We start from the raw sequence: 17291 nt of genomic DNA, 5'->3' as shown, positions 1-17291 counted from the left end.
GAAGCCGAGCGTTGAGCATGCTGGGGAAAGGCACCCGACTTCGGGGGAAAACGAGCAAAAAAAACCGCTACCCCCAAAGGAGCAGCGGTTTTCTGCGAGGCCGCGTAAAGGCTTAGTAGCCCAGAGCGAAGTCTTCTTCTTTCATGTCCATCAGATTGTTGGCACCCGACAGCATGGTTGCCACGTGAGTGCGTGTACGCGGCAGGATGCGCTGGAAGTAGAAGCGCGCAGTCTGCAGCTTGGCGGTGTAGAACGCCGTGTCGCTGGTGCCGGCTGCCAGCTTCTCGGCTGCCAGACGCGCCATGTCAGCCCAGAAGTAGGCCAGGCAGGCGTAACCGGAATACATCAGGTAGTCCACGGAGGCCGCGCCGACTTCCTCACGGTCTTTCATGGCAGCCATACCGACCTTCATGGTCAGTTCGCCCCATTCCTTGTTCAGTGCAGCCAACGGTGCGACGAATTCCTGAACGGCTTCGTTGCCTTCGTTGTTCTGGCAGAACTTGTGGACAATCTTGGTGAAGCCTTTGAGCGCTTCACCTTGGGTCATCAGCACTTTACGACCCAGCAGGTCGAGTGCCTGGATGCCGGTGGTGCCTTCGTACAGCATCGAGATGCGGCTGTCGCGAACGTTCTGCTCCATGCCCCACTCGGCGATAAAGCCATGGCCGCCGTAGATCTGCACGCCGTGGTTGGCCGATTCGAAACCGACTTCGGTCATGAAGGCCTTGGCGATTGGCGTCATGAACGCCAACAGCGCATCAGCCTTTTTCTTCTCTTCTTCGTCCACACCGTATTTGACGATGTCGACCTGCTTGGCCGTGAAGTAAACCATTGCGCGGTTGCCTTCGGCGAACGCCTTCATGGTCAACAGCATGCGACGCACATCCGGGTGCACGATGATCGGGTCAGCGGCTTTGTCCGGTGCTTTCGGGCCAGTCAGCGAGCGCATTTGCAGGCGATCGCGAGCGTATTTCAGGCCGCCCTGGAAGCCGATTTCGGCGTGGGCCAGGCCTTGCAGCGCGGTGCCCAGGCGAGCGGTGTTCATGAAGGTGAACATGCAGTTCAGGCCTTTGTTCGCCGGGCCGATCAGGAAACCGGTTGCCGCGTCGAAGTTCATCACGCAAGTGGCGTTGCCGTGGATACCCATCTTGTGTTCCAGGGAACCGCAGGACACGGCGTTACGCGCGCCGATCGAGCCGTCTGCGTTCGGCAGGAACTTGGGCACGATGAACAGCGAAATACCTTTGGTGCCAGCCGGTGCATCCGGCAGGCGCGCCAACACGATGTGGACGATGTTGTCGGCCATGTCGTGTTCACCGGCCGAGATGAAGATCTTGGTGCCGGAAACTTTATAAGAACCGTCGGCCTGAGGTTCGGCCTTGGTACGCAGCATGCCCAGGTCGGTGCCGCAGTGCGGTTCGGTCAGGCACATGGTGCCGGTCCACTCGCCGGAAACCAGCTTGGTCAGGTACGCCTCTTGCTGCTCAGGGGTGCCGTGCTCGGAGATGGTGTTCATCGCACCATGGGACAGGCCTGGGTACATGCCCCACGACCAGTTGGCTTCGCCGACCATTTCGCTGACCGCCAGGCCCAGCGACTCAGGCAGACCCTGACCGCCGTGCTCGACGTCGTGGGCCAGGCTCGGCCAACCGCCATCGACAAATTGCTTATAGGCTTCTTTGAAGCCGGTCGGGGTTTTCACACCGGACTCGCTCCAGGTGCAGCCTTCAAGGTCGCCCACGCGGTTCAGCGGTGCCAGCACCTGCTCACAAAACTTGGCGCCCTCTTCGAGAATGGCGTCAACCATGTCCGGCGTGGCGTCTGCGCAGGCCGGAAGGCTCTGATAGTGCGCTTCGTAGCCGAGCAGTTCGTCACGAACGAAGCGAATATCACGCAAGGGGGCCTTGTAGTCAGGCATAGCGATAAACCTCTGCTGATGTAACCGGGGATGGACGACCGCTGGAATTGTTGTAACGGTCAAACAGTTGTTTGAAACATACGTTTACGCCTAAATCTTGTCAAGCATCGATCTTTTGCCGTTCGTCATCGCTGCATGCAAATGCCGGACACACGAAGATGCGACACGGCGACACAGGCGGGCCGTCGTGCGGAAAAGTTTAGTTGGCAGAGAAAGACTTACAGACAAAAACGCCGCGAAAGGTCGCGGCGATGACGGTGCGGAGTCAGCAGAAAATCAGGCGAAGGTATCGATCAGCGTACCGAGCATTTCGTCGGAAGCCTTGGCCACCTTGACGCCCGCCTCGACCTGGAACTTGCCTTGAGCCATTTCGATCGCGTTGCTGGCGAGATCCGACTGCTGGCTGCGATCAACCCCACGCAGGCGATCGACCTGAACTTCGGAGGACTGGCTGGTAACCGAACGCTCGATCGTATTGTTGGCGATCTGGCCCGCAGCCTGATCGACGCGGTTCTGCCCTGTCTGAATAGTACTCAGACCGGCGTAGAAAGCGGTATTTCCTGAGATTTCCATGGGAGAACTCGTCCTGAAAAAGGATCAACAGCGCCTATTGAAGCAGAGATGACCCTATTACGCCCGACAAAAACACTAATGGCACAGTGCCTTGTCATAGCAAAAACCAAACGTCAGTCGAGCAGATCCAACTGAAGATGTTCGGCAACCGCCTCAGCCGTCACCAGCTTGAGTTTGGGCACTCGGCCCAGGCAGGGTGCGGGAATGCGCTCGGCGAGAGTCGCCAGGTTTTCCTCCAGGCGCGACGTTTTCGGATCGATGACATTGGCCACCCAGCCCGCCAGCTGCAAACCGTCATGGGCAATTGCTTCGGCCGTCAGCAACGCGTGGCTGATACACCCCAACCGAACGCCGACCACCAGGATCACCGGCAGGTCCAGCGCCATGGCCAGGTCCGACAGGTTGTCCTGGTCCGCCAACGGCACACGCCAGCCACCCGCGCCTTCGATCAGGGTGAAATCCGCCTCCATCTGCAGAATCTCACGCATCGGCGCCAGCAGCGACTGCACCGTCAACGCCACGCCCGCCTCACGCGCCGCCAGATGCGGAGCGATGGCCGGCTCGAACGCGACCGGATTGACCTGGACATAGGTCAGCGGCAACGAACACTCGGCCTGCAGTGCCAGTGCATCGGCGTTGCGCAACCCCTTGGGCGTCACGTCGCAACCCGAGGCCACCGGTTTGCCCGCCGCCGTACTCAGCCCCGCCAACCGAGCAGCATGCAAAAGGCCCGCGGCGACGGTGGTCTTGCCGACATCGGTATCGGTACCGGTGATGAAATACGCTGCGCTCATAAGGGTTTCTCCAAAACGGCGTACACCACTTGATAAGTCGCCGGCAGGCCACTGGCCTGACGAAACTGCTCATAAGCCTCGACCAGGCGGAGAATCCGCGCCCGCCCGGTCAATCCTCCCGGTCGCCCGGGGTTGAGGTTGTGCGCACCCAGCGCCTTGAGTTCGTGTGTCAGGGTGCGTACATCCGGGTAGTGCAACACATGGGGTCGGGTTTGCAGCCCTACAACCCGCAGACCACTGCCCCCGCACAGCTGTTGATATCCGACGAACTCGCGAAAACGATTGACGTGGACCATGCGATCCACTTGACGCCAGCTTTCGCGCAGCTCTGACAGCGTGCCCACGCACAGACTAGCAAACGCAAAAATACCACCAGGTTTGAGTACGCGCCGGGCTTCACTGAGTACCGCAGCGAAGTCGTCACACCACTGCACTGCCAGGCTGGAGAAAATCAGGTCACAGGTCGAATCCTGCAACGGCAGGCGCTCGGCATCACCCGCGATGAAGTGCGTGGCGCCACCCAACGGACGGGCGTGATTGAGCATGCCTTCGGCGATGTCCAACGCCACGCCTTTCGTCTCAGGAAAACGCTCATCCAACGCCCGGCTGAAATACCCGGTGCCGCACCCCAGGTCGAGCCAGCGGTCCGGTACGAAGTCGCCTGGTAATCGGCTCAGCAACTGGTTGCCCACATCACGCTGCAATTGGGCGACGCTGTCGTAACTGGCCGCTGCGCGGGAGAAGGATGCCGCCACCTGGCGCTTGTCCGGCAAGGCACCGGGCAGGTTGGGAATGGATAAATCAGTCATCACCGCTCTCATGCAAAAAGGCCTGGATCGCCCCCGCCACTCCGTGCGGGTCCTCCAGGAGAAACGCGTGGCTGGCCTGTTCGATCAGACCGATTTCGACATCCGGCAACAACGCCAGCAACTCGCCGGCCGTTTCGGCGGGCACCAGTCCATCGAGTCCGGCGAACAAATGCAGTTGCGGACCGCGAAACCCTTGCAACGCCTGACGGGTATCCAGTTGCGCCAGCAACTCCAGGCCACTCATCAACACCGATGTTGCCGTGTTTGGCGCGCCACCGAGCAGCAGCCGTGACAGGCCGCGCGGGTCTTCGGCACCTTGGGCACAGAGCAGCGAAAAGCGCTTGAGCGTCAATCGTGGATCGGCGTTGCAGCCCGCCAGAAAAGCGTCAAAGGTCTCACCGGGCATCGCGCTCGGCCACAGCTCATGGGCAACGAAAGAAGGATTGCTCGCCAGGGTCAGCAAGCCACAGCAGCGATCACCGCGCCGCGACGCGAGTTCAGAAGCGAGCATACCCCCCAGCGACCAGCCGCCGAGCCAGGCATCCTGGGGCACGCTGGAGTCGAGTTCGTCGAGCCAGTCTTCCAGATCACTGGAGTCCAGTTCCGGCAGCGGTTCGATCTCCACGCGCAGGTGTTCATCCAGCCCTTGCAGCGCAGCGGCCAAGGGTTCCAGCGGTGAAATGCCGAGGCCCCAGCCAGGCAACAGAATCAGGCGATCACGCATGGCTTGGCTCCGCTCCCAGTTTTTCAAAACAATCGGCCAGTCCTTCTAACAATAGCTGCACCTGCGCCTCGCTGTGAGCCGCGGTCAGGGTCACGCGCAAGCGCGCGCTGCCGGCGGGGACGGTGGGTGGGCGGATCGCAGTCACCATCAAGCCGCGCTCGCGCAGCATCTGCGACAGGCGCACCGCACGCCCGGCATCGCCAATCATGATCGGCTGGATCGGGGTGAAGCTATCCATCAATTCCAGGCCGATTTGCTCGGCGCCGTGGCGGAACTGGCGAATCAGCCGGTCCAGATGCTCGCGTCGCCAATGCTCGGTGCGCAGCAGATCGAGGCTTTTGAGGGTCGCACATGCCAGCGCCGGCGGTTGGCTGGTGGTGTAAATGTAGGGGCGGGCGAACTGGATCAGGCTTTCGACCAACTCTTCGCTACCGGCGACGAAGGCACCCGCCGTACCGAATGCCTTGCCGAGGGTGCCGACCAGCACGGGCACATCGTCCTGGCTGAGGCCGAAATGCTCGACGATCCCACCGCCATTGGCCCCCAACGGACCAAAACCGTGGGCGTCATCGACCATCAGCCACGCGCCTTTGGCTTTGGCCGCACGGGCCAGCGCCGGCAGGTCGGCGATATCGCCGTCCATGCTGAACACGCCATCGGTGACCACCAGCGTGTTGCCAGTGGCCTTTTCCAGACGACTGGCCAGGCTTGCAGCGTCGTTATGCAGGTAGCGACTGAAACGCGCACCGGACAACAGGCCGGCATCGAGCAATGAGGCGTGATTGAGGCGGTCTTCCAGCACCGTATCACCCTGCCCCACCAACGCCGTCACCGCGCCGAGGTTAGCCATGTAACCCGTGGAGAACAACAGGACACGTTGGCGGCCGGTCAGGTCCGCCAAGGCTTCTTCCAACGCATGGTGAGGACCGCTGTGGCCAATCACCAGATGCGAAGCGCCGCCACCGACGCCCCACTTTGCGGCACCCGCGCGCCAGGCCTCGATCACCTGGGGGTGATTGGCCAGGCCCAGGTAATCGTTGTTGCAGAACGCCAGCAACGGCTGGCCATCGACCACCACCTCAGGGCCTTGCGGGCTTTCGAGCAGGGGGCGTTGCCGGTAAAGATTTTCGGCACGGCGGGTAGCCAGGCGTGCAGCGAGATCGAAAGACATGCAGGCCTCAGACAGCAATCAATGTAAAACCGGACATGTGGGAGCGGGCTTGCCCGCGATAGCAATCAGTCTGTCGACATCTGTGTTGAATGTGACAAAGCCATCGCGGGCAAGCCCGCTCCCACAAGGTGTGGGGTTGTACTCAACCAGCGAGATCAAACAGCCGCGTTGTAAAACATCTCGCTGCTCTTCTGCTCCACCAGTGCCTGCTCGATCGCCGCCTGATGCACCTCGTCGGCATGTTCTTCCCGCGCTTCGGGCTGAATGCCCAGTCGCGAGAACAGTTGCATGTCCTTGTCGGCCTGCGGGTTGGCGGTGGTCAGCAGCTTTTCACCGTAGAAAATCGAGTTGGCGCCCGCGAAGAACGCCAGGGCCTGCATCTGCTCGTTCATGGCCTCGCGGCCGGCGGACAGGCGCACGTGTGATTGCGGCATCAGGATGCGTGCCACGGCGAGCATGCGGATGAAGTCGAACGGGTCGACGTCTTCGGCGTTTTCCAGCGGCGTGCCGGCGACTTTCACCAGCATGTTGATCGGCACCGATTCCGGATGCTCTGGCAGGTTGGCCAGCTGGATCAGCAGGTTGGCGCGGTCGTCCAGGGATTCGCCCATGCCGAGAATGCCGCCGGAACAGATCTTCATCCCCGAATCACGCACGTAGGCCAGGGTTTGCAGGCGCTCGCTGTAGGTGCGGGTGGTGATGATGCTGCCGTAGAACTCCGGCGAGGTGTCGAGGTTGTGGTTGTAGTAATCGAGGCCGGCCTTGGCCAGCGCTTCGGTCTGCTCCTGGTCGAGGCGACCCAGGGTCATGCAGGTTTCCAGGCCCATGGCTTTCACGCCTTCGACCATTTTCAACACGTAGGGCATGTCCTTGGCCGACGGGTGTTTCCACGCCGCGCCCATGCAGAAACGGGTCGAGCCGATGGCCTTGGCGCGAGCGGCCTCTTCGAGGACCTTCTGCACTTCCATCAGTTTTTCTTTTTCCAGGCCGGTGTTGTAGTGACCGGACTGCGGACAGTATTTGCAATCTTCCGGGCAAGCGCCGGTTTTGATCGACAGCAGCGTGGACACTTGCACGCGGTTGGCGTCGAAATGCGCGCGGTGCACGGTCTGCGCCTGAAACAACAGGTCATTGAATGGCTGTACGAAGAGTGCTTTGACTTCGGCCAAAGACCAGTCATGACGCAAAGTGGCAGAGGTGCTGGCGCTCATGGGCGTTACCTTTATTCTGAACGGGGCAAGGCTGGCGACTGCGGCAGGGAATAACCACAGGCGCTACACGGATGTTTGGCATATTTAAGGAAGAGCGATGCGCTGTCAACCGCACTACGATGGACCGGTTTACATCTGGTTAAAAAACAAACAAATCTGTTTGCTTTGCAGCGAGCCAGCCGATGAAGCCACGCCCATCTGCACCGATTGCGAAACCGAATTGCCGTGGCTTGGCGATCACTGCCAAACCTGCGCCCTGCCCCTGCCGGCACCGGGGCTGACCTGTGGCCAGTGCCTGCACGAGCCGCCGCCGTTCCAGCGGGTGATCGCACCGTGGGTGTACGACTTTCCGCTGGACAGCCTGATCACCCGCTTCAAACACAGCGCAAAGTGGCCCTACGGCCGCCTGCTCGGCGAACTTCTCGCCCAGTTCCTGCAGCACCGCTTTGACGAAGGGCTGGCATGCCCCGACGCCCTGGTGCCGGTGCCGCTCGCGGTCAAGCGATTGCGTCAGCGCGGGTTCAACCAGGCGGCGATGCTGGCCCGCTGGTTGGGCGACAGCCTGGGCATCGCCAGCGACGAACACCTGCTCAAGCGCGTACAAGACACCAGTGCCCAACAGGACCTCAAGGCCGAGGCGCGCAAGAAGAACCTGCGCCATGCCTTTGCCTTGATGCCTGGTGCGCAGGTGGTGGGCCGCCACCTGGCACTGGTGGATGACGTGCTCACTACCGGCGCCACCGCCCAGGCGTTGGCGCGCCTGTTGATGGAGGCCGGTGCGGCGCGGGTCGATGTGTATTGCCTGGCGCGAACACCAAAACCGGCCTGATCGGTGTTCCTGTGGGAGCGAGCTTGCTCGCGATGGTCGCCAACGATAACGTTGACTCCCTGACACTGCGCGGCGTTTCAGAGATCATCGCGACGGTTCGACAAGCTCGCTCCTGCAGTCAGTCAATCATTCACCCACCGAAGCAACCCGCCATGCCTCTGTCCACCCTGTTGTCCCAACACATCATTCGCCGCCCGCAGCGCATCGCGTTGCTGCAACACATTGCCGAACAGGGCTCGATCACCCGTGCCGCAAAAAGTGCGGGGCTGAGCTACAAGGCGGCGTGGGACGCCATCGATGAGTTGAACAATTTGGCGCAAAAGCCGCTGGTGGAGCGCAGTGTCGGTGGCAAGGGCGGTGGTGGTGCCAAGCTGTCGAGCGAGGGTGAGCGCGTGTTGCGCCTGTATCAGAAGCTGCAAACATTGCAGGCACAGGTGCTGGAAGCAGCCGAAGAAGCCAGCGACCTCGACCTGCTCGGGCGGCTCATGCTCAGGACCAGCGCGCGCAATCAGTTGCACGGCAAAGTCAGGACGATCGAAGCACAGGGCCGCAATGACCTGATTCGCCTGGAGCTGGCCGCAGGGCTGGCGCTCGATGCACAGATCACCCATGACAGCACCGTGCGCCTGGCACTGGAGCCCGGCAGCGAAGTGGTTGCGCTGATCAAGGCAGGCTGGCTCGATTTGCTGGCGGTCCAAGCCCCGGCAACACCGGGACACAATGACCTGACCGGCATCATCGAAGAGATCCTCGACGCACAGGACGGCCCCAGTGAAGTGCGCATTGGCCTGCCCAATGGCCAGACATTGTGCGCTCTGGCCGAACCCCAGGACCTGCGCGCCCGTGGCCTGAGCGTCGACAAACCGGTGCGAGTGCAGTTTGCCGCGTCACACGTGCTGCTCGGTACACAGCTCTGAAACACAAGCGTCATTTAAGCGCTTTAAGGTGACTGCAAAAACCGCAGGGAGCCTGACGTGAGCCTATTAGAAGAGAACCAATCCACCGACCTCGAGAAGATGGTCGGCCTAAGCCGCCGTGGTTTCATCAGCGCCGGTGCCTTGTGCGGTGCCGCGATGTTCCTCGGCGGCAACCTGCTGAGTCGCAGCGTAATGGCCGCCAGCGTCAGCGCCGGCAACAGCCAACTGCTGGGCTTTGCCAGCATCCCTGCTGCTACCAGCGACGCTATCACCCTGCCTCCGGGCTACAAGTCCTCGGTGCTGATCAGTTGGGGCCAGCCCTTGCAAAAGGACGGCCCGGCATTCGATCCGAGCGGCAACGGCACCGCTGCCCAGCAGGAAGTGCAGTTTGGCGACAACAACGACGGCATGAGCCTGTTCGAGTTCCCCGGCGAGAAAGACCGTGCGCTCATGGCGATCAACAACGAATACACCAACTACCGCTACCTCTACCCCCACGGCGGTATGCCGCAGTCGGCGGAAGAAGTGCGCAAGGCATTGGCCTGCGAAGGAGTGACGGTGATCGAAGTACAGCGCAAGAATGGCCAATGGAAGTTCGTCCAGGGTTCGCGCTACAACCGGCGCATCCACGGCAATGCGCCGATCACACTCAGCGGCCCCGCTGCCGGCCATGACCTGCTCAAGACCAGCGCAGACCCGCAAGGCAAGAACGTCCTCGGTACGTTCCAGAATTGCGCCAACGGCAAGACGCCGTGGGGCACGTACCTGACCTGCGAAGAGAACTTCACCGACTGCTTTGGCAGCAGCAATGCCGAGCAAAAATTCGATGCCGCGCAGAAACGCTACGGGGTGGTGGCCGCCAGCAAGGAGATCAACTGGCACCCTCACGACGAACGTTTTGACCTGGCGAAAAACCCCAACGAACTCAACCGTCACGGTTGGGTGGTGGAAATCGATCCGTTCGATCCGAAGTCGACGCCGGTCAAGCGCACGGCCCTGGGCCGTTTCAAACATGAAAACGCCGCCCTGGCCGAGACCCGCGACGGTCACGCCGTGGTGTACATGGGCGACGACGAACGTGGCGAGTTCATCTACAAGTTCGTCAGCCGCGACAAGATCAACCACAAAAACCCCAAGGCCAACCGCGACCTGCTGGACCACGGCACCCTGTACGTGGCGATTTTCGATGCCGGCGATGGCAACACGGATCACCCGAAAGGCAAAGGCCAATGGGTCGAGCTGACCCACGGCAAGAACGGCATTGACGCCAGTAGCGGCTTCGCCAGCCAGGCCGAAGTGCTGATCAACGCACGCCTGGCGGCCTCTGTGGTGAAAGCCACGCGCATGGACCGCCCGGAGTGGATTGTCGTCAGCCCCAAGGATGGTCAGGTCTATTGCACCCTGACCAACAATGCCAAGCGCGGCGAAGACGGTCAGCCTGTGGGCGGGCCAAACCCGCGTGAAAAGAACGTCTACGGACAGATTTTGCGCTGGCGCACCGATCGCGACGATCACGCCTCGAACACCTTCGGCTGGGACCTGTTCGTGGTGGCCGGCAACCCTGGCGTCCACGCGGGCACGCCCAAGGGAGGCTCGTCCAACATCACCCCACAGAACATGTTCAACAGCCCCGACGGCCTGGGTTTCGACAAGGCCGGCCGGTTGTGGATCCTCACTGACGGCGACTCGAGCAACACCGGTGACTTCGCCGGCATGGGCAATAACCAGATGCTCTGCGCCGACCCGGTGAGCGGCGAGATCCGCCGCTTCATGGTCGGACCGATCGGTTGCGAGGTCACGGGGATCAGCTTCTCGCCGGATCAGAAGACCTTGTTCGTGGGGATTCAGCATCCGGGGGAAAACGGCGGATCGACCTTCCCCGAGCATTTGCCGAACGGCAAGCCACGCTCCTCGGTGATGGCGATCACCCGTGAGGATGGCGGGATCGTCGGCGCCTGACAGGCCCTCACCGCGGGCAAGCCCGCTCCCACGGGACCATCAAAATACTGTGGGAGCGAGCCTGCTCGCGATGGCTTCAGCACAGCCACAACCCTTGCAAGGCAGTCTGCGCTACCATGCCTGGCCGGACGCAGCAGCCTGCTGCGCGCAGGAGTCAGCATGGCCCACCCGTTTGCAACCCTTACCCCAGACCTCGTGCTCGATGCCGTCGAAAGCATCGGTTTTCTCAGCGACGCGCGCATCCTGGCGCTCAACAGTTACGAGAACCGCGTCTATCAAGTCGGCATCGAAGACTCGGAACCGCTGATCGCCAAGTTCTACCGTCCGCAGCGCTGGACCAACGAAGCGATCCTGGAAGAACACCAATTCACCTTCGAACTCGCCGAGTGCGAGGTGCCGGTGGTGGCACCGTTGATCCACAACGGCACCAGCCTGCACGAACACAACGGGTTTCGTTTCACCCTGTTTCCACGCCGTGGCGGACGCGCGCCCGAGCCCGGCAATCTCGATCAACTGTATCGCTTGGGCCAGTTGCTCGGACGCTTGCACGCCGTTGGCTCGACCAAGCCGTTCGAACACCGCGAAGCATTGGCGCCGCAGAACTTCGGTCATGATTCGCTGAACACATTGCTCGAAGGCCATTTCATCCCCAAAAGCCTGTTGCCGGCCTACGAGTCGGTGGCGCGCGACCTGCTCAAGCGCGTGGAGGAGGTTTACCAGGCCACACCGCACCAGAACATCCGCATGCATGGCGATTGTCACCCCGGCAACATGATGTGTCGCGACGAAGTCTTCCACATCGTCGACCTTGACGATTGCCGCATGGGTCCGGCGGTACAGGACATCTGGATGATGCTTGCCGGTGATCGTCAGGCCTGCCTGGGGCAGTTGTCAGAACTGATGGACGGCTACAACGAGTTTCACGACTTCGACCCGCGGGAGCTCGCGCTCATCGAACCTTTACGTGCGTTGCGCCTTATGCACTACAGCGCGTGGCTGGCCCGCCGCTGGGACGATCCGGCATTCCCGCACAGTTTTCCGTGGTTCGGCACCGAGCGGTATTGGGGCGATCAGGTGCTGGCGTTGCGCGAGCAGTTGGCGGCGTTGAACGAAGAGCCATTAAAACTCTTCTAATCATCGCCACACCCCCTGTAGGAGCGAGCTTGCTCGCGATTGCGGTGTATCAGTCGGCATCAATGTCGGCTGGCCCACCGCAATCGCGAGCATGCTCGCTCCGACAGTTAATGTGCCTACCTTTGTATATGGGACATTTGTAGACAAACTTCCTTACAATCACTCTTTTGTTAGCTGCCTAAGCAAGGATTCTGCATGCAAGCTGCCAACCCGCGTCGCGGGTACATTCTGGGCCTGACTGCCTACATCATCTGGGGCTTGTTCCCGATCTACTTCAAAGCCATCGCCAGCGTGCCCGCCGTCGAGATCATCATCCACCGGGCGATCTGGTCAGCACTGTTCGGCAGCCTGTTGCTGCTGGTCTGGAAGCACCCGGGCTGGTGGCGCGAGTTGCGCGACAACCCCAAACGCCTGGCCATACTTGCCCTGAGCGGCACGCTGATCGCTGCCAACTGGCTGACGTATGTGTGGTCAGTGAACAACGGTCGCATGCTCGAAGCCAGTCTCGGCTACTACATCAACCCGCTGGTGAACGTGCTGCTGGGGATGCTGATCCTCGGCGAACGCTTGCGTCGCATGCAGTGGATCGCGGTGGGGTTGGCCGCAGTCGGCGTGGCGCAGCAGGTGTGGCAGGTCGGCAGCTTGCCGTGGGTCTCGCTGGTACTGGCGTTGACGTTCGGCTTCTACGGCCTGATCCGCAAGCAGGCACCGGTCAAGGCCTTGCCTGGCCTGGTGGTGGAAACCTGGATGCTGGTACCGCTGGCCATGGCGTGGCTGTTGTTCAATCAGACAGCCATGACCGCCCAGCCCGAATTCTGGACAACCAATGAAGCCTGGTGGCTGATCGCCGCTGGGCCGGTCACCCTGGTGCCGCTGGTGTGTTTCAACGCTGCCGCACGGCACCTGCCCTACACCACCCTGGGGTTCCTGCAGTACCTGGCGCCGACATTGGTGCTGCTGCAAGCCGTGCTGCTGTTTGGCGAACACCTTTCATCCACCACGCTGGTCGCCTTCCTGTTCATCTGGGCGGGCCTGGCGGTTTACAGCGTCGATGCGTGGATAAGTCTGCGCCGCCGCAGTTGATCAAAAATCGTACAGAACGCTACAGGCCACATTCCGCGTGGCCTGCATCCATCCTTCCCAAGGTTATCCACAACCTGATCCCCGATGTTTGTGCGCAAGTCGCTGAATGTTGGCGGTTTTTTGAGCAATACTGGCCAACCCCCGTATTACGTGGCCTGGCGGGCAGTCTCTACAGGTTATCCACAGGCAGGTGCACGTTAAAACTGGATAAGCCGTTTAGGTTTCGCTGCGTAAAACCAGTTCCACCATCAAGTCATCCGCCAGGGTTTCCAGGCGCGATTGCAGCACATCCAGTGACAAGGTCAGCGGCACGGCGAGAATCGCCTCGGCGTGGAACAGCGGCTCACTGCTCATGGGCGCTGGACGCACTTCGGTAACCAGTCGTTCCAGGCTCACCCCTTGTTCACTCAACAAGCGCGTGATGTCGCGCACGATCCCGGGGCGATCATTGCCCACCAACTCCATCGCAATCGGCTTCCAGGTGCAGGACTGTTCGATCGAGCTTTCGGCAATCAACACGCGAATGCCCTGGCCCGACAACCCTTGCAGGGCATCGACCAAGGCGTCGTAGGCTTCTGCCGGTACGCCCACCCGAAGAATCCCGGCGAACTGCCCGGCCATGCGCGACATGCGGCTCTCCAGCCAGTTACCACCCTGCTCGGCGATGCACTGAGCAATGCGCTCGACCTGGCCGGGCTTGTCTGGGGCGAAAACAGTCAGTACGAGGTGGTCCATGGCGCAGCCCTCTCTGGTCATGATTTTTGTCGTTGAGAGGGAAGTATAGGCAAGAGGGGGTTGTGTGTTGTCTGGGCGGGCCTCATCGCGGGCAAGCCCGCTCCTACAGGGATCGGGACACCCCAAAGCAAGGGTGAACAACAAATCGTGTACAACTCAGATATTTAACTGGAACAATCCATAAGTTTTTTGAGAACATCCCGTACCCCGCCGTGACTGCAATGCGTCACGAGGTCGCAGAACGACGTAATTAGTCTAATTTTCACAAGCGCAATTGATCATGTAGTATGCCGCAGCGCGCACTACATAACGTTGGATCGATGTCTGCCGCAGGCACGTTCGCAACCCCCAAAGCCCTGTCAGCAAGGCCTCAAAGCCGTTGATCGGTTCCATCCCAGCCGCCTGAAATGGCATGTACTGGGGGAAGGGGTTTGTGGTTTAAATAGCCGAGGCTTCATTGTCATTTGAAGAATAAAAGCGAAATAGCTGAGCAGAGTGAGGCAAGCAATGACTGAACACGTTCAAGTCGGTGGCCTGCAGGTCGCCAAAGTCCTGTTCGACTTCGTGAACAACGAAGCCATTCCCGGAACCGGCCTGACTGCCGAAGCGTTCTGGGCCGGTGCCGACAAGGTCATTCATGATCTGGCGCCGAAGAACAAAGCCCTACTCGCCAAACGCGATGATTTCCAGGCTCGTATCGACGCCTGGCACCAGGAGCGCGCAGGCCAGGCGCACGACGCCGTGGCCTACAAGGCGTTCCTGCAAGACATCGGTTATCTGCTGCCAGAAGCGGCCGATTTCCAGGTCTCGACGCAAAACGTCGATGAAGAAATCGCCCACATGGCCGGCCCGCAGCTCGTGGTGCCGGTGATGAATGCCCGTTTCGCGCTCAATGCCTCGAACGCCCGTTGGGGTTCGCTGTACGACGCGCTCTACGGCACCGACGCCATCAGCGAAGCTGACGGCGCGGAAAAAGGCAAAGGCTACAACAAGGTTCGCGGCGACAAGGTCATCGCCTTCGCCCGTGCCTTCCTCGACGAGGCCGCACCGCTCGCCGCCGGCTCCCACGTCGATGCCACCCGTTACAGCATCGCGGACGGCAAACTGCTGGTCGCCCTCAAAGGTGGCAGCAACAGCGGCCTGCGCAACGATGCCCAGTTGATCGGTTTCCAGGGCGATGCCTCGACACCCATCGCAATCCTGCTGAAAAACAACGGCCTGCATTTCGAAATCCAGGTCGATGCCAGCACCCCCGTCGGCCAGACCGACGCTGCCGGCGTCAAAGACATCCTGATGGAAGCCGCGCTGACCACCATCATGGACTGCGAAGACTCCGTCGCTGCTGTCGATGCCGATGACAAGGTGGTGATCTACCGCAACTGGCTCGGCCTGATGAAGGGCGACCTGTCGGAAGAAGTCGCCAAGGGCGGCAAGACCTTCACCCGCACCATGAACGCCGACCGGACCTACACCGCCGTCGACGGCAGCCCGTTGAGCCTGCACGGTCGTTCGCTGCTGTTCGTGCGTAACGTCGGCCACCTGATGACCATCGATGCGATTCTCGACAGCCAAGGCAACGAAGTGCCGGAAGGCATCCTCGACGGTTTGGTGACGTGCCTGGCCGCCATGCACAACCTCAATGGCAACACTTCGCGCAAAAACACGCGCACCGGCTCGGTCTACATCGTCAAACCGAAAATGCACGGTCCGGAAGAAGCAGCGTTCACCAACGAGCTGTTCGGTCGCGTCGAAGACGTACTGGGCCTGCCGCGCAATACCCTCAAAGTCGGAATCATGGACGAGGAGCGCCGTACCACGGTCAACCTCAAGGCCTGCATCAAGGCGGCCAGCGAGCGCGTCGTGTTCATCAACACCGGTTTCCTCGACCGCACGGGCGATGAAATCCACACCTCCATGGAAGCCGGCCCGATGGTGCGCAAGGCGGACATGAAGGCGGAAAAATGGATCGGCGCCTACGAGAACTCCAACGTCGACATCGGTTTGAGCAGCGGCCTGCAAGGTCGTGCGCAGATCGGTAAAGGCATGTGGGCCATGCCTGACCTGATGGCAGCGATGCTCGAACAGAAAATCGCTCACCCAATGGCCGGCGCCAACACCGCCTGGGTTCCATCGCCAACCGCCGCCGCGTTGCATGCGCTGCACTACCACAAGGTCGACGTGTTCGCGCGCCAGGCCGAACTGGCCAAGCGTGCGCCGGCGTCGGTGGACGACATCCTGACCATCCCGCTGGCGGTCAACCCGCAGTGGAGCGCCGAACAGATCAAGAACGAACTGGACAACAACGCCCAGGGCATTCTCGGTTACGTGGTGCGTTGGATCGATCAGGGCGTGGGTTGCTCGAAGGTGCCGGACATCAATGACGTCGGCCTGATGGAAGACCGTGCCACCCTGCGCATTTCCAGTCAGCACATCGCCAACTGGCTGCGTCACGGCATCGTCACCCAGGAACAAGTACTGGAAAGCCTCAAGCGGATGGCGCCGGTGGTTGACCGTCAGAATGCCAACGACCCGCTGTACCGCCCTCTGGCACCGAACTTCGACAGCAACATCGCCTTCCAGGCGGCGGTCGAATTGGTGATCGAAGGCACGCAGCAGCCGAACGGCTACACCGAGCCGGTCCTGCACCGCCGTCGCCGCGAGTTCAAGGCGGCCAATGGCCTGTAACTGAAGCCCATGAAAAAGCCCTGATCTGTCGATCAGGGCTTTTTTGTATGTGCTGTCTTGATTTCTGTAGGAGCGAGCATGTCGAAACGTCGAACCGTCGCGATGGACGTTAACGATAACGCTGGCAAACTGATGCCCAACGGTGCCTTGAAGACCATCGCGAGCATGCTCGCTCCTACAGAAATGTGTGTACCGATTCGGTCAGGGCTCCATCCCCAACTCATGCTTGACCAGCGCCAGCAACTTGCCTGTGTCGATGGGTTTGAGCAGGAAGTCCACCACGCTCAAATGCATCGCGGCGATCGCGTCCTTCACGTCGGCATCGCCGGAAACAATAATGAACGGCATCGCCGCCCGTACCGATTCGCGAACCTGGCGGATCAAATCCAACCCATTGACGTGCCCCATCCGCAGATCGGTGATCACCAGACCGATCGAAGGTTTTTCGCTCAGCATCTTCAGCGCCGTTTCGCCGCTGGCGGCGGTCATGCAGCGAATGCCATCCAAACCCAATATTTCCGACAACAGCTCGCGAGCGTCCTTGTCGTCATCGACGATCAGCACCCGTTGCGGGGGCAAATCGGGCTCCAGCATGACGGCACTCAGCGCTTCGCGTTCGGCGTCACTCAAAATATCGTGGTCGGACATGGCTTTCTCTAAGTGATCGAGTTCTTTCCCTGGCACAGTGGTGAGACATCGCCGAGCAGACCTTCTAATGTGCACTTCGTCGGATTTTTTGCCTATAAGGG

General features: G+C 60.9%; 15 protein-coding genes. 6 read left to right on the top strand and 9 right to left on the bottom strand.

Going from position 1 to position 17291, the window contains the following annotated elements:
- Positions 1 to 112: 112 nt before the first annotated feature.
- From AB4N33_RS24055 to bioB, 7 genes are all read right to left on the bottom strand, one after another.
- Complete coding sequence (locus AB4N33_RS24055) at positions 113 to 1918, bottom strand: phenylacyl-CoA dehydrogenase (protein WP_460120274.1); 1806 nt, start codon at positions 1916 to 1918, stop codon at positions 113 to 115.
- Positions 1919 to 2194: 276 nt separating this feature from the next.
- Positions 2195 to 2491: a pyrroloquinoline quinone biosynthesis protein PqqE gene (locus tag AB4N33_RS24050; protein WP_460120272.1), complete on the bottom strand. Its 297-nt coding sequence runs from the start codon at positions 2489 to 2491 to the stop codon at positions 2195 to 2197.
- A 113-nt stretch (positions 2492 to 2604) separates the two neighbouring features.
- Positions 2605 to 3285: a dethiobiotin synthase gene (gene bioD / locus AB4N33_RS24045; protein WP_476458395.1), complete on the bottom strand. Its 681-nt coding sequence runs from the start codon at positions 3283 to 3285 to the stop codon at positions 2605 to 2607.
- Positions 3282 to 4094: a malonyl-ACP O-methyltransferase BioC gene (gene bioC, locus AB4N33_RS24040; protein WP_476458394.1), complete on the bottom strand. Its 813-nt coding sequence runs from the start codon at positions 4092 to 4094 to the stop codon at positions 3282 to 3284. The genes bioD and bioC overlap by 4 nt, the downstream gene beginning before the upstream one ends.
- Complete coding sequence (locus tag AB4N33_RS24035) at positions 4087 to 4818, bottom strand: alpha/beta fold hydrolase (protein WP_460140785.1); 732 nt, start codon at positions 4816 to 4818, stop codon at positions 4087 to 4089. Before AB4N33_RS24035 ends, bioC begins: the two co-directional genes overlap by 8 nt.
- Positions 4811 to 5989 (bottom strand): 8-amino-7-oxononanoate synthase, encoded by a 1179-nt coding sequence (bioF, locus tag AB4N33_RS24030; RefSeq protein WP_460140784.1) that lies wholly within the window; start codon positions 5987 to 5989, stop codon positions 4811 to 4813. The genes AB4N33_RS24035 and bioF overlap by 8 nt, the downstream gene beginning before the upstream one ends.
- 155 nt (positions 5990 to 6144) lie before the next feature.
- A complete protein-coding gene (gene bioB / locus AB4N33_RS24025; protein WP_460120262.1) occupies positions 6145 to 7200 on the bottom strand; it encodes a biotin synthase BioB in 1056 nt (351 codons plus the stop codon).
- Positions 7201 to 7297: 97 nt separating this feature from the next.
- On the opposite strand from bioB, the gene AB4N33_RS24020 reads away from it, so the two are divergent.
- The 5 genes from AB4N33_RS24020 to rarD all read left to right on the top strand — a co-directional run bounded on the left by AB4N33_RS24020 (position 7298) and on the right by rarD (position 13122).
- A complete protein-coding gene (locus AB4N33_RS24020) occupies positions 7298 to 8029 on the top strand; it encodes a double zinc ribbon domain-containing protein (RefSeq protein ID WP_476458393.1) in 732 nt (243 codons plus the stop codon).
- A 152-nt stretch (positions 8030 to 8181) separates the two neighbouring features.
- Positions 8182 to 8946: a TOBE domain-containing protein gene (locus AB4N33_RS24015; protein WP_460120257.1), complete on the top strand. Its 765-nt coding sequence runs from the start codon at positions 8182 to 8184 to the stop codon at positions 8944 to 8946.
- A gap of 57 nt (positions 8947 to 9003) precedes the next feature.
- Positions 9004 to 10905, top strand: a complete 1902-nt coding sequence (locus AB4N33_RS24010) for a PhoX family protein (RefSeq protein ID WP_476458392.1) — start codon at positions 9004 to 9006, stop codon at positions 10903 to 10905.
- Between the two features lie 159 nt (positions 10906 to 11064).
- Positions 11065 to 12039: a serine/threonine protein kinase gene (locus AB4N33_RS24005; RefSeq protein WP_460140780.1), complete on the top strand. Its 975-nt coding sequence runs from the start codon at positions 11065 to 11067 to the stop codon at positions 12037 to 12039.
- Positions 12040 to 12234: 195 nt separating this feature from the next.
- Positions 12235 to 13122 carry an EamA family transporter RarD gene (rarD, locus tag AB4N33_RS24000; RefSeq protein ID WP_460140779.1) on the top strand — a complete coding sequence of 296 codons (888 nt, stop codon included), beginning with the start codon at positions 12235 to 12237 and terminating at the stop codon, positions 13120 to 13122.
- Between the two features lie 216 nt (positions 13123 to 13338).
- Here rarD and AB4N33_RS23995 read toward each other — a convergent pair whose 3' ends face one another.
- Entirely contained in the window at positions 13339 to 13857 is a 519-nt protein-coding gene (locus AB4N33_RS23995) for a glycine cleavage system transcriptional repressor (RefSeq protein WP_476458391.1), read from the bottom strand.
- 507 nt (positions 13858 to 14364) lie between these two features.
- On the opposite strand from AB4N33_RS23995, the gene AB4N33_RS23990 reads away from it, so the two are divergent.
- Positions 14365 to 16542, top strand: coding sequence for a malate synthase G (locus AB4N33_RS23990; RefSeq protein WP_476458390.1), 2178 nt, complete (start codon positions 14365 to 14367; stop codon positions 16540 to 16542).
- A 201-nt stretch (positions 16543 to 16743) separates the two neighbouring features.
- Here AB4N33_RS23990 and AB4N33_RS23985 read toward each other — a convergent pair whose 3' ends face one another.
- Positions 16744 to 17190, bottom strand: coding sequence for a response regulator (locus AB4N33_RS23985; protein ID WP_460120244.1), 447 nt, complete (start codon positions 17188 to 17190; stop codon positions 16744 to 16746).
- Between the last annotated feature and the right edge of the window lie 101 nt (positions 17191 to 17291).

The organism is Pseudomonas sp. S1_E05, assembly GCF_056337105.1.
This window is presented reverse-complemented; position numbering and strand designations above follow the sequence as displayed.

What these genes read in the sequence shown, in the direction of transcription:
- AB4N33_RS24055 (WP_460120274.1), bottom strand. Translation starts at nt 1,918, where the DNA reads ATGCCTGACTACAAGGCCCCCTTGCGTGATATTCGCTTCGTTCGTGAC.
- AB4N33_RS24050 (WP_460120272.1), bottom strand. Translation starts at nt 2,491, where the DNA reads ATGGAAATCTCAGGAAATACCGCTTTCTACGCCGGTCTGAGTACTATT.
- bioD (WP_476458395.1), bottom strand. Translation starts at nt 3,285, where the DNA reads ATGAGCGCAGCGTATTTCATCACCGGTACCGATACCGATGTCGGCAAG.
- bioC (WP_476458394.1), bottom strand. Translation starts at nt 4,094, where the DNA reads ATGACTGATTTATCCATTCCCAACCTGCCCGGTGCCTTGCCGGACAAG.
- AB4N33_RS24035 (WP_460140785.1), bottom strand. Translation starts at nt 4,818, where the DNA reads ATGCGTGATCGCCTGATTCTGTTGCCTGGCTGGGGCCTCGGCATTTCA.
- bioF (WP_460140784.1), bottom strand. Translation starts at nt 5,989, where the DNA reads ATGTCTTTCGATCTCGCTGCACGCCTGGCTACCCGCCGTGCCGAAAAT.
- bioB (WP_460120262.1), bottom strand. Translation starts at nt 7,200, where the DNA reads ATGAGCGCCAGCACCTCTGCCACTTTGCGTCATGACTGGTCTTTGGCC.
- AB4N33_RS24020 (WP_476458393.1), top strand. Translation starts at nt 7,298, where the DNA reads ATGCGCTGTCAACCGCACTACGATGGACCGGTTTACATCTGGTTAAAA.
- AB4N33_RS24015 (WP_460120257.1), top strand. Translation starts at nt 8,182, where the DNA reads ATGCCTCTGTCCACCCTGTTGTCCCAACACATCATTCGCCGCCCGCAG.
- AB4N33_RS24005 (WP_460140780.1), top strand. Translation starts at nt 11,065, where the DNA reads ATGGCCCACCCGTTTGCAACCCTTACCCCAGACCTCGTGCTCGATGCC.
- rarD (WP_460140779.1), top strand. Translation starts at nt 12,235, where the DNA reads ATGCAAGCTGCCAACCCGCGTCGCGGGTACATTCTGGGCCTGACTGCC.
- AB4N33_RS23995 (WP_476458391.1), bottom strand. Translation starts at nt 13,857, where the DNA reads ATGGACCACCTCGTACTGACTGTTTTCGCCCCAGACAAGCCCGGCCAG.
- AB4N33_RS23990 (WP_476458390.1), top strand. Translation starts at nt 14,365, where the DNA reads ATGACTGAACACGTTCAAGTCGGTGGCCTGCAGGTCGCCAAAGTCCTG.
- AB4N33_RS23985 (WP_460120244.1), bottom strand. Translation starts at nt 17,190, where the DNA reads ATGTCCGACCACGATATTTTGAGTGACGCCGAACGCGAAGCGCTGAGT.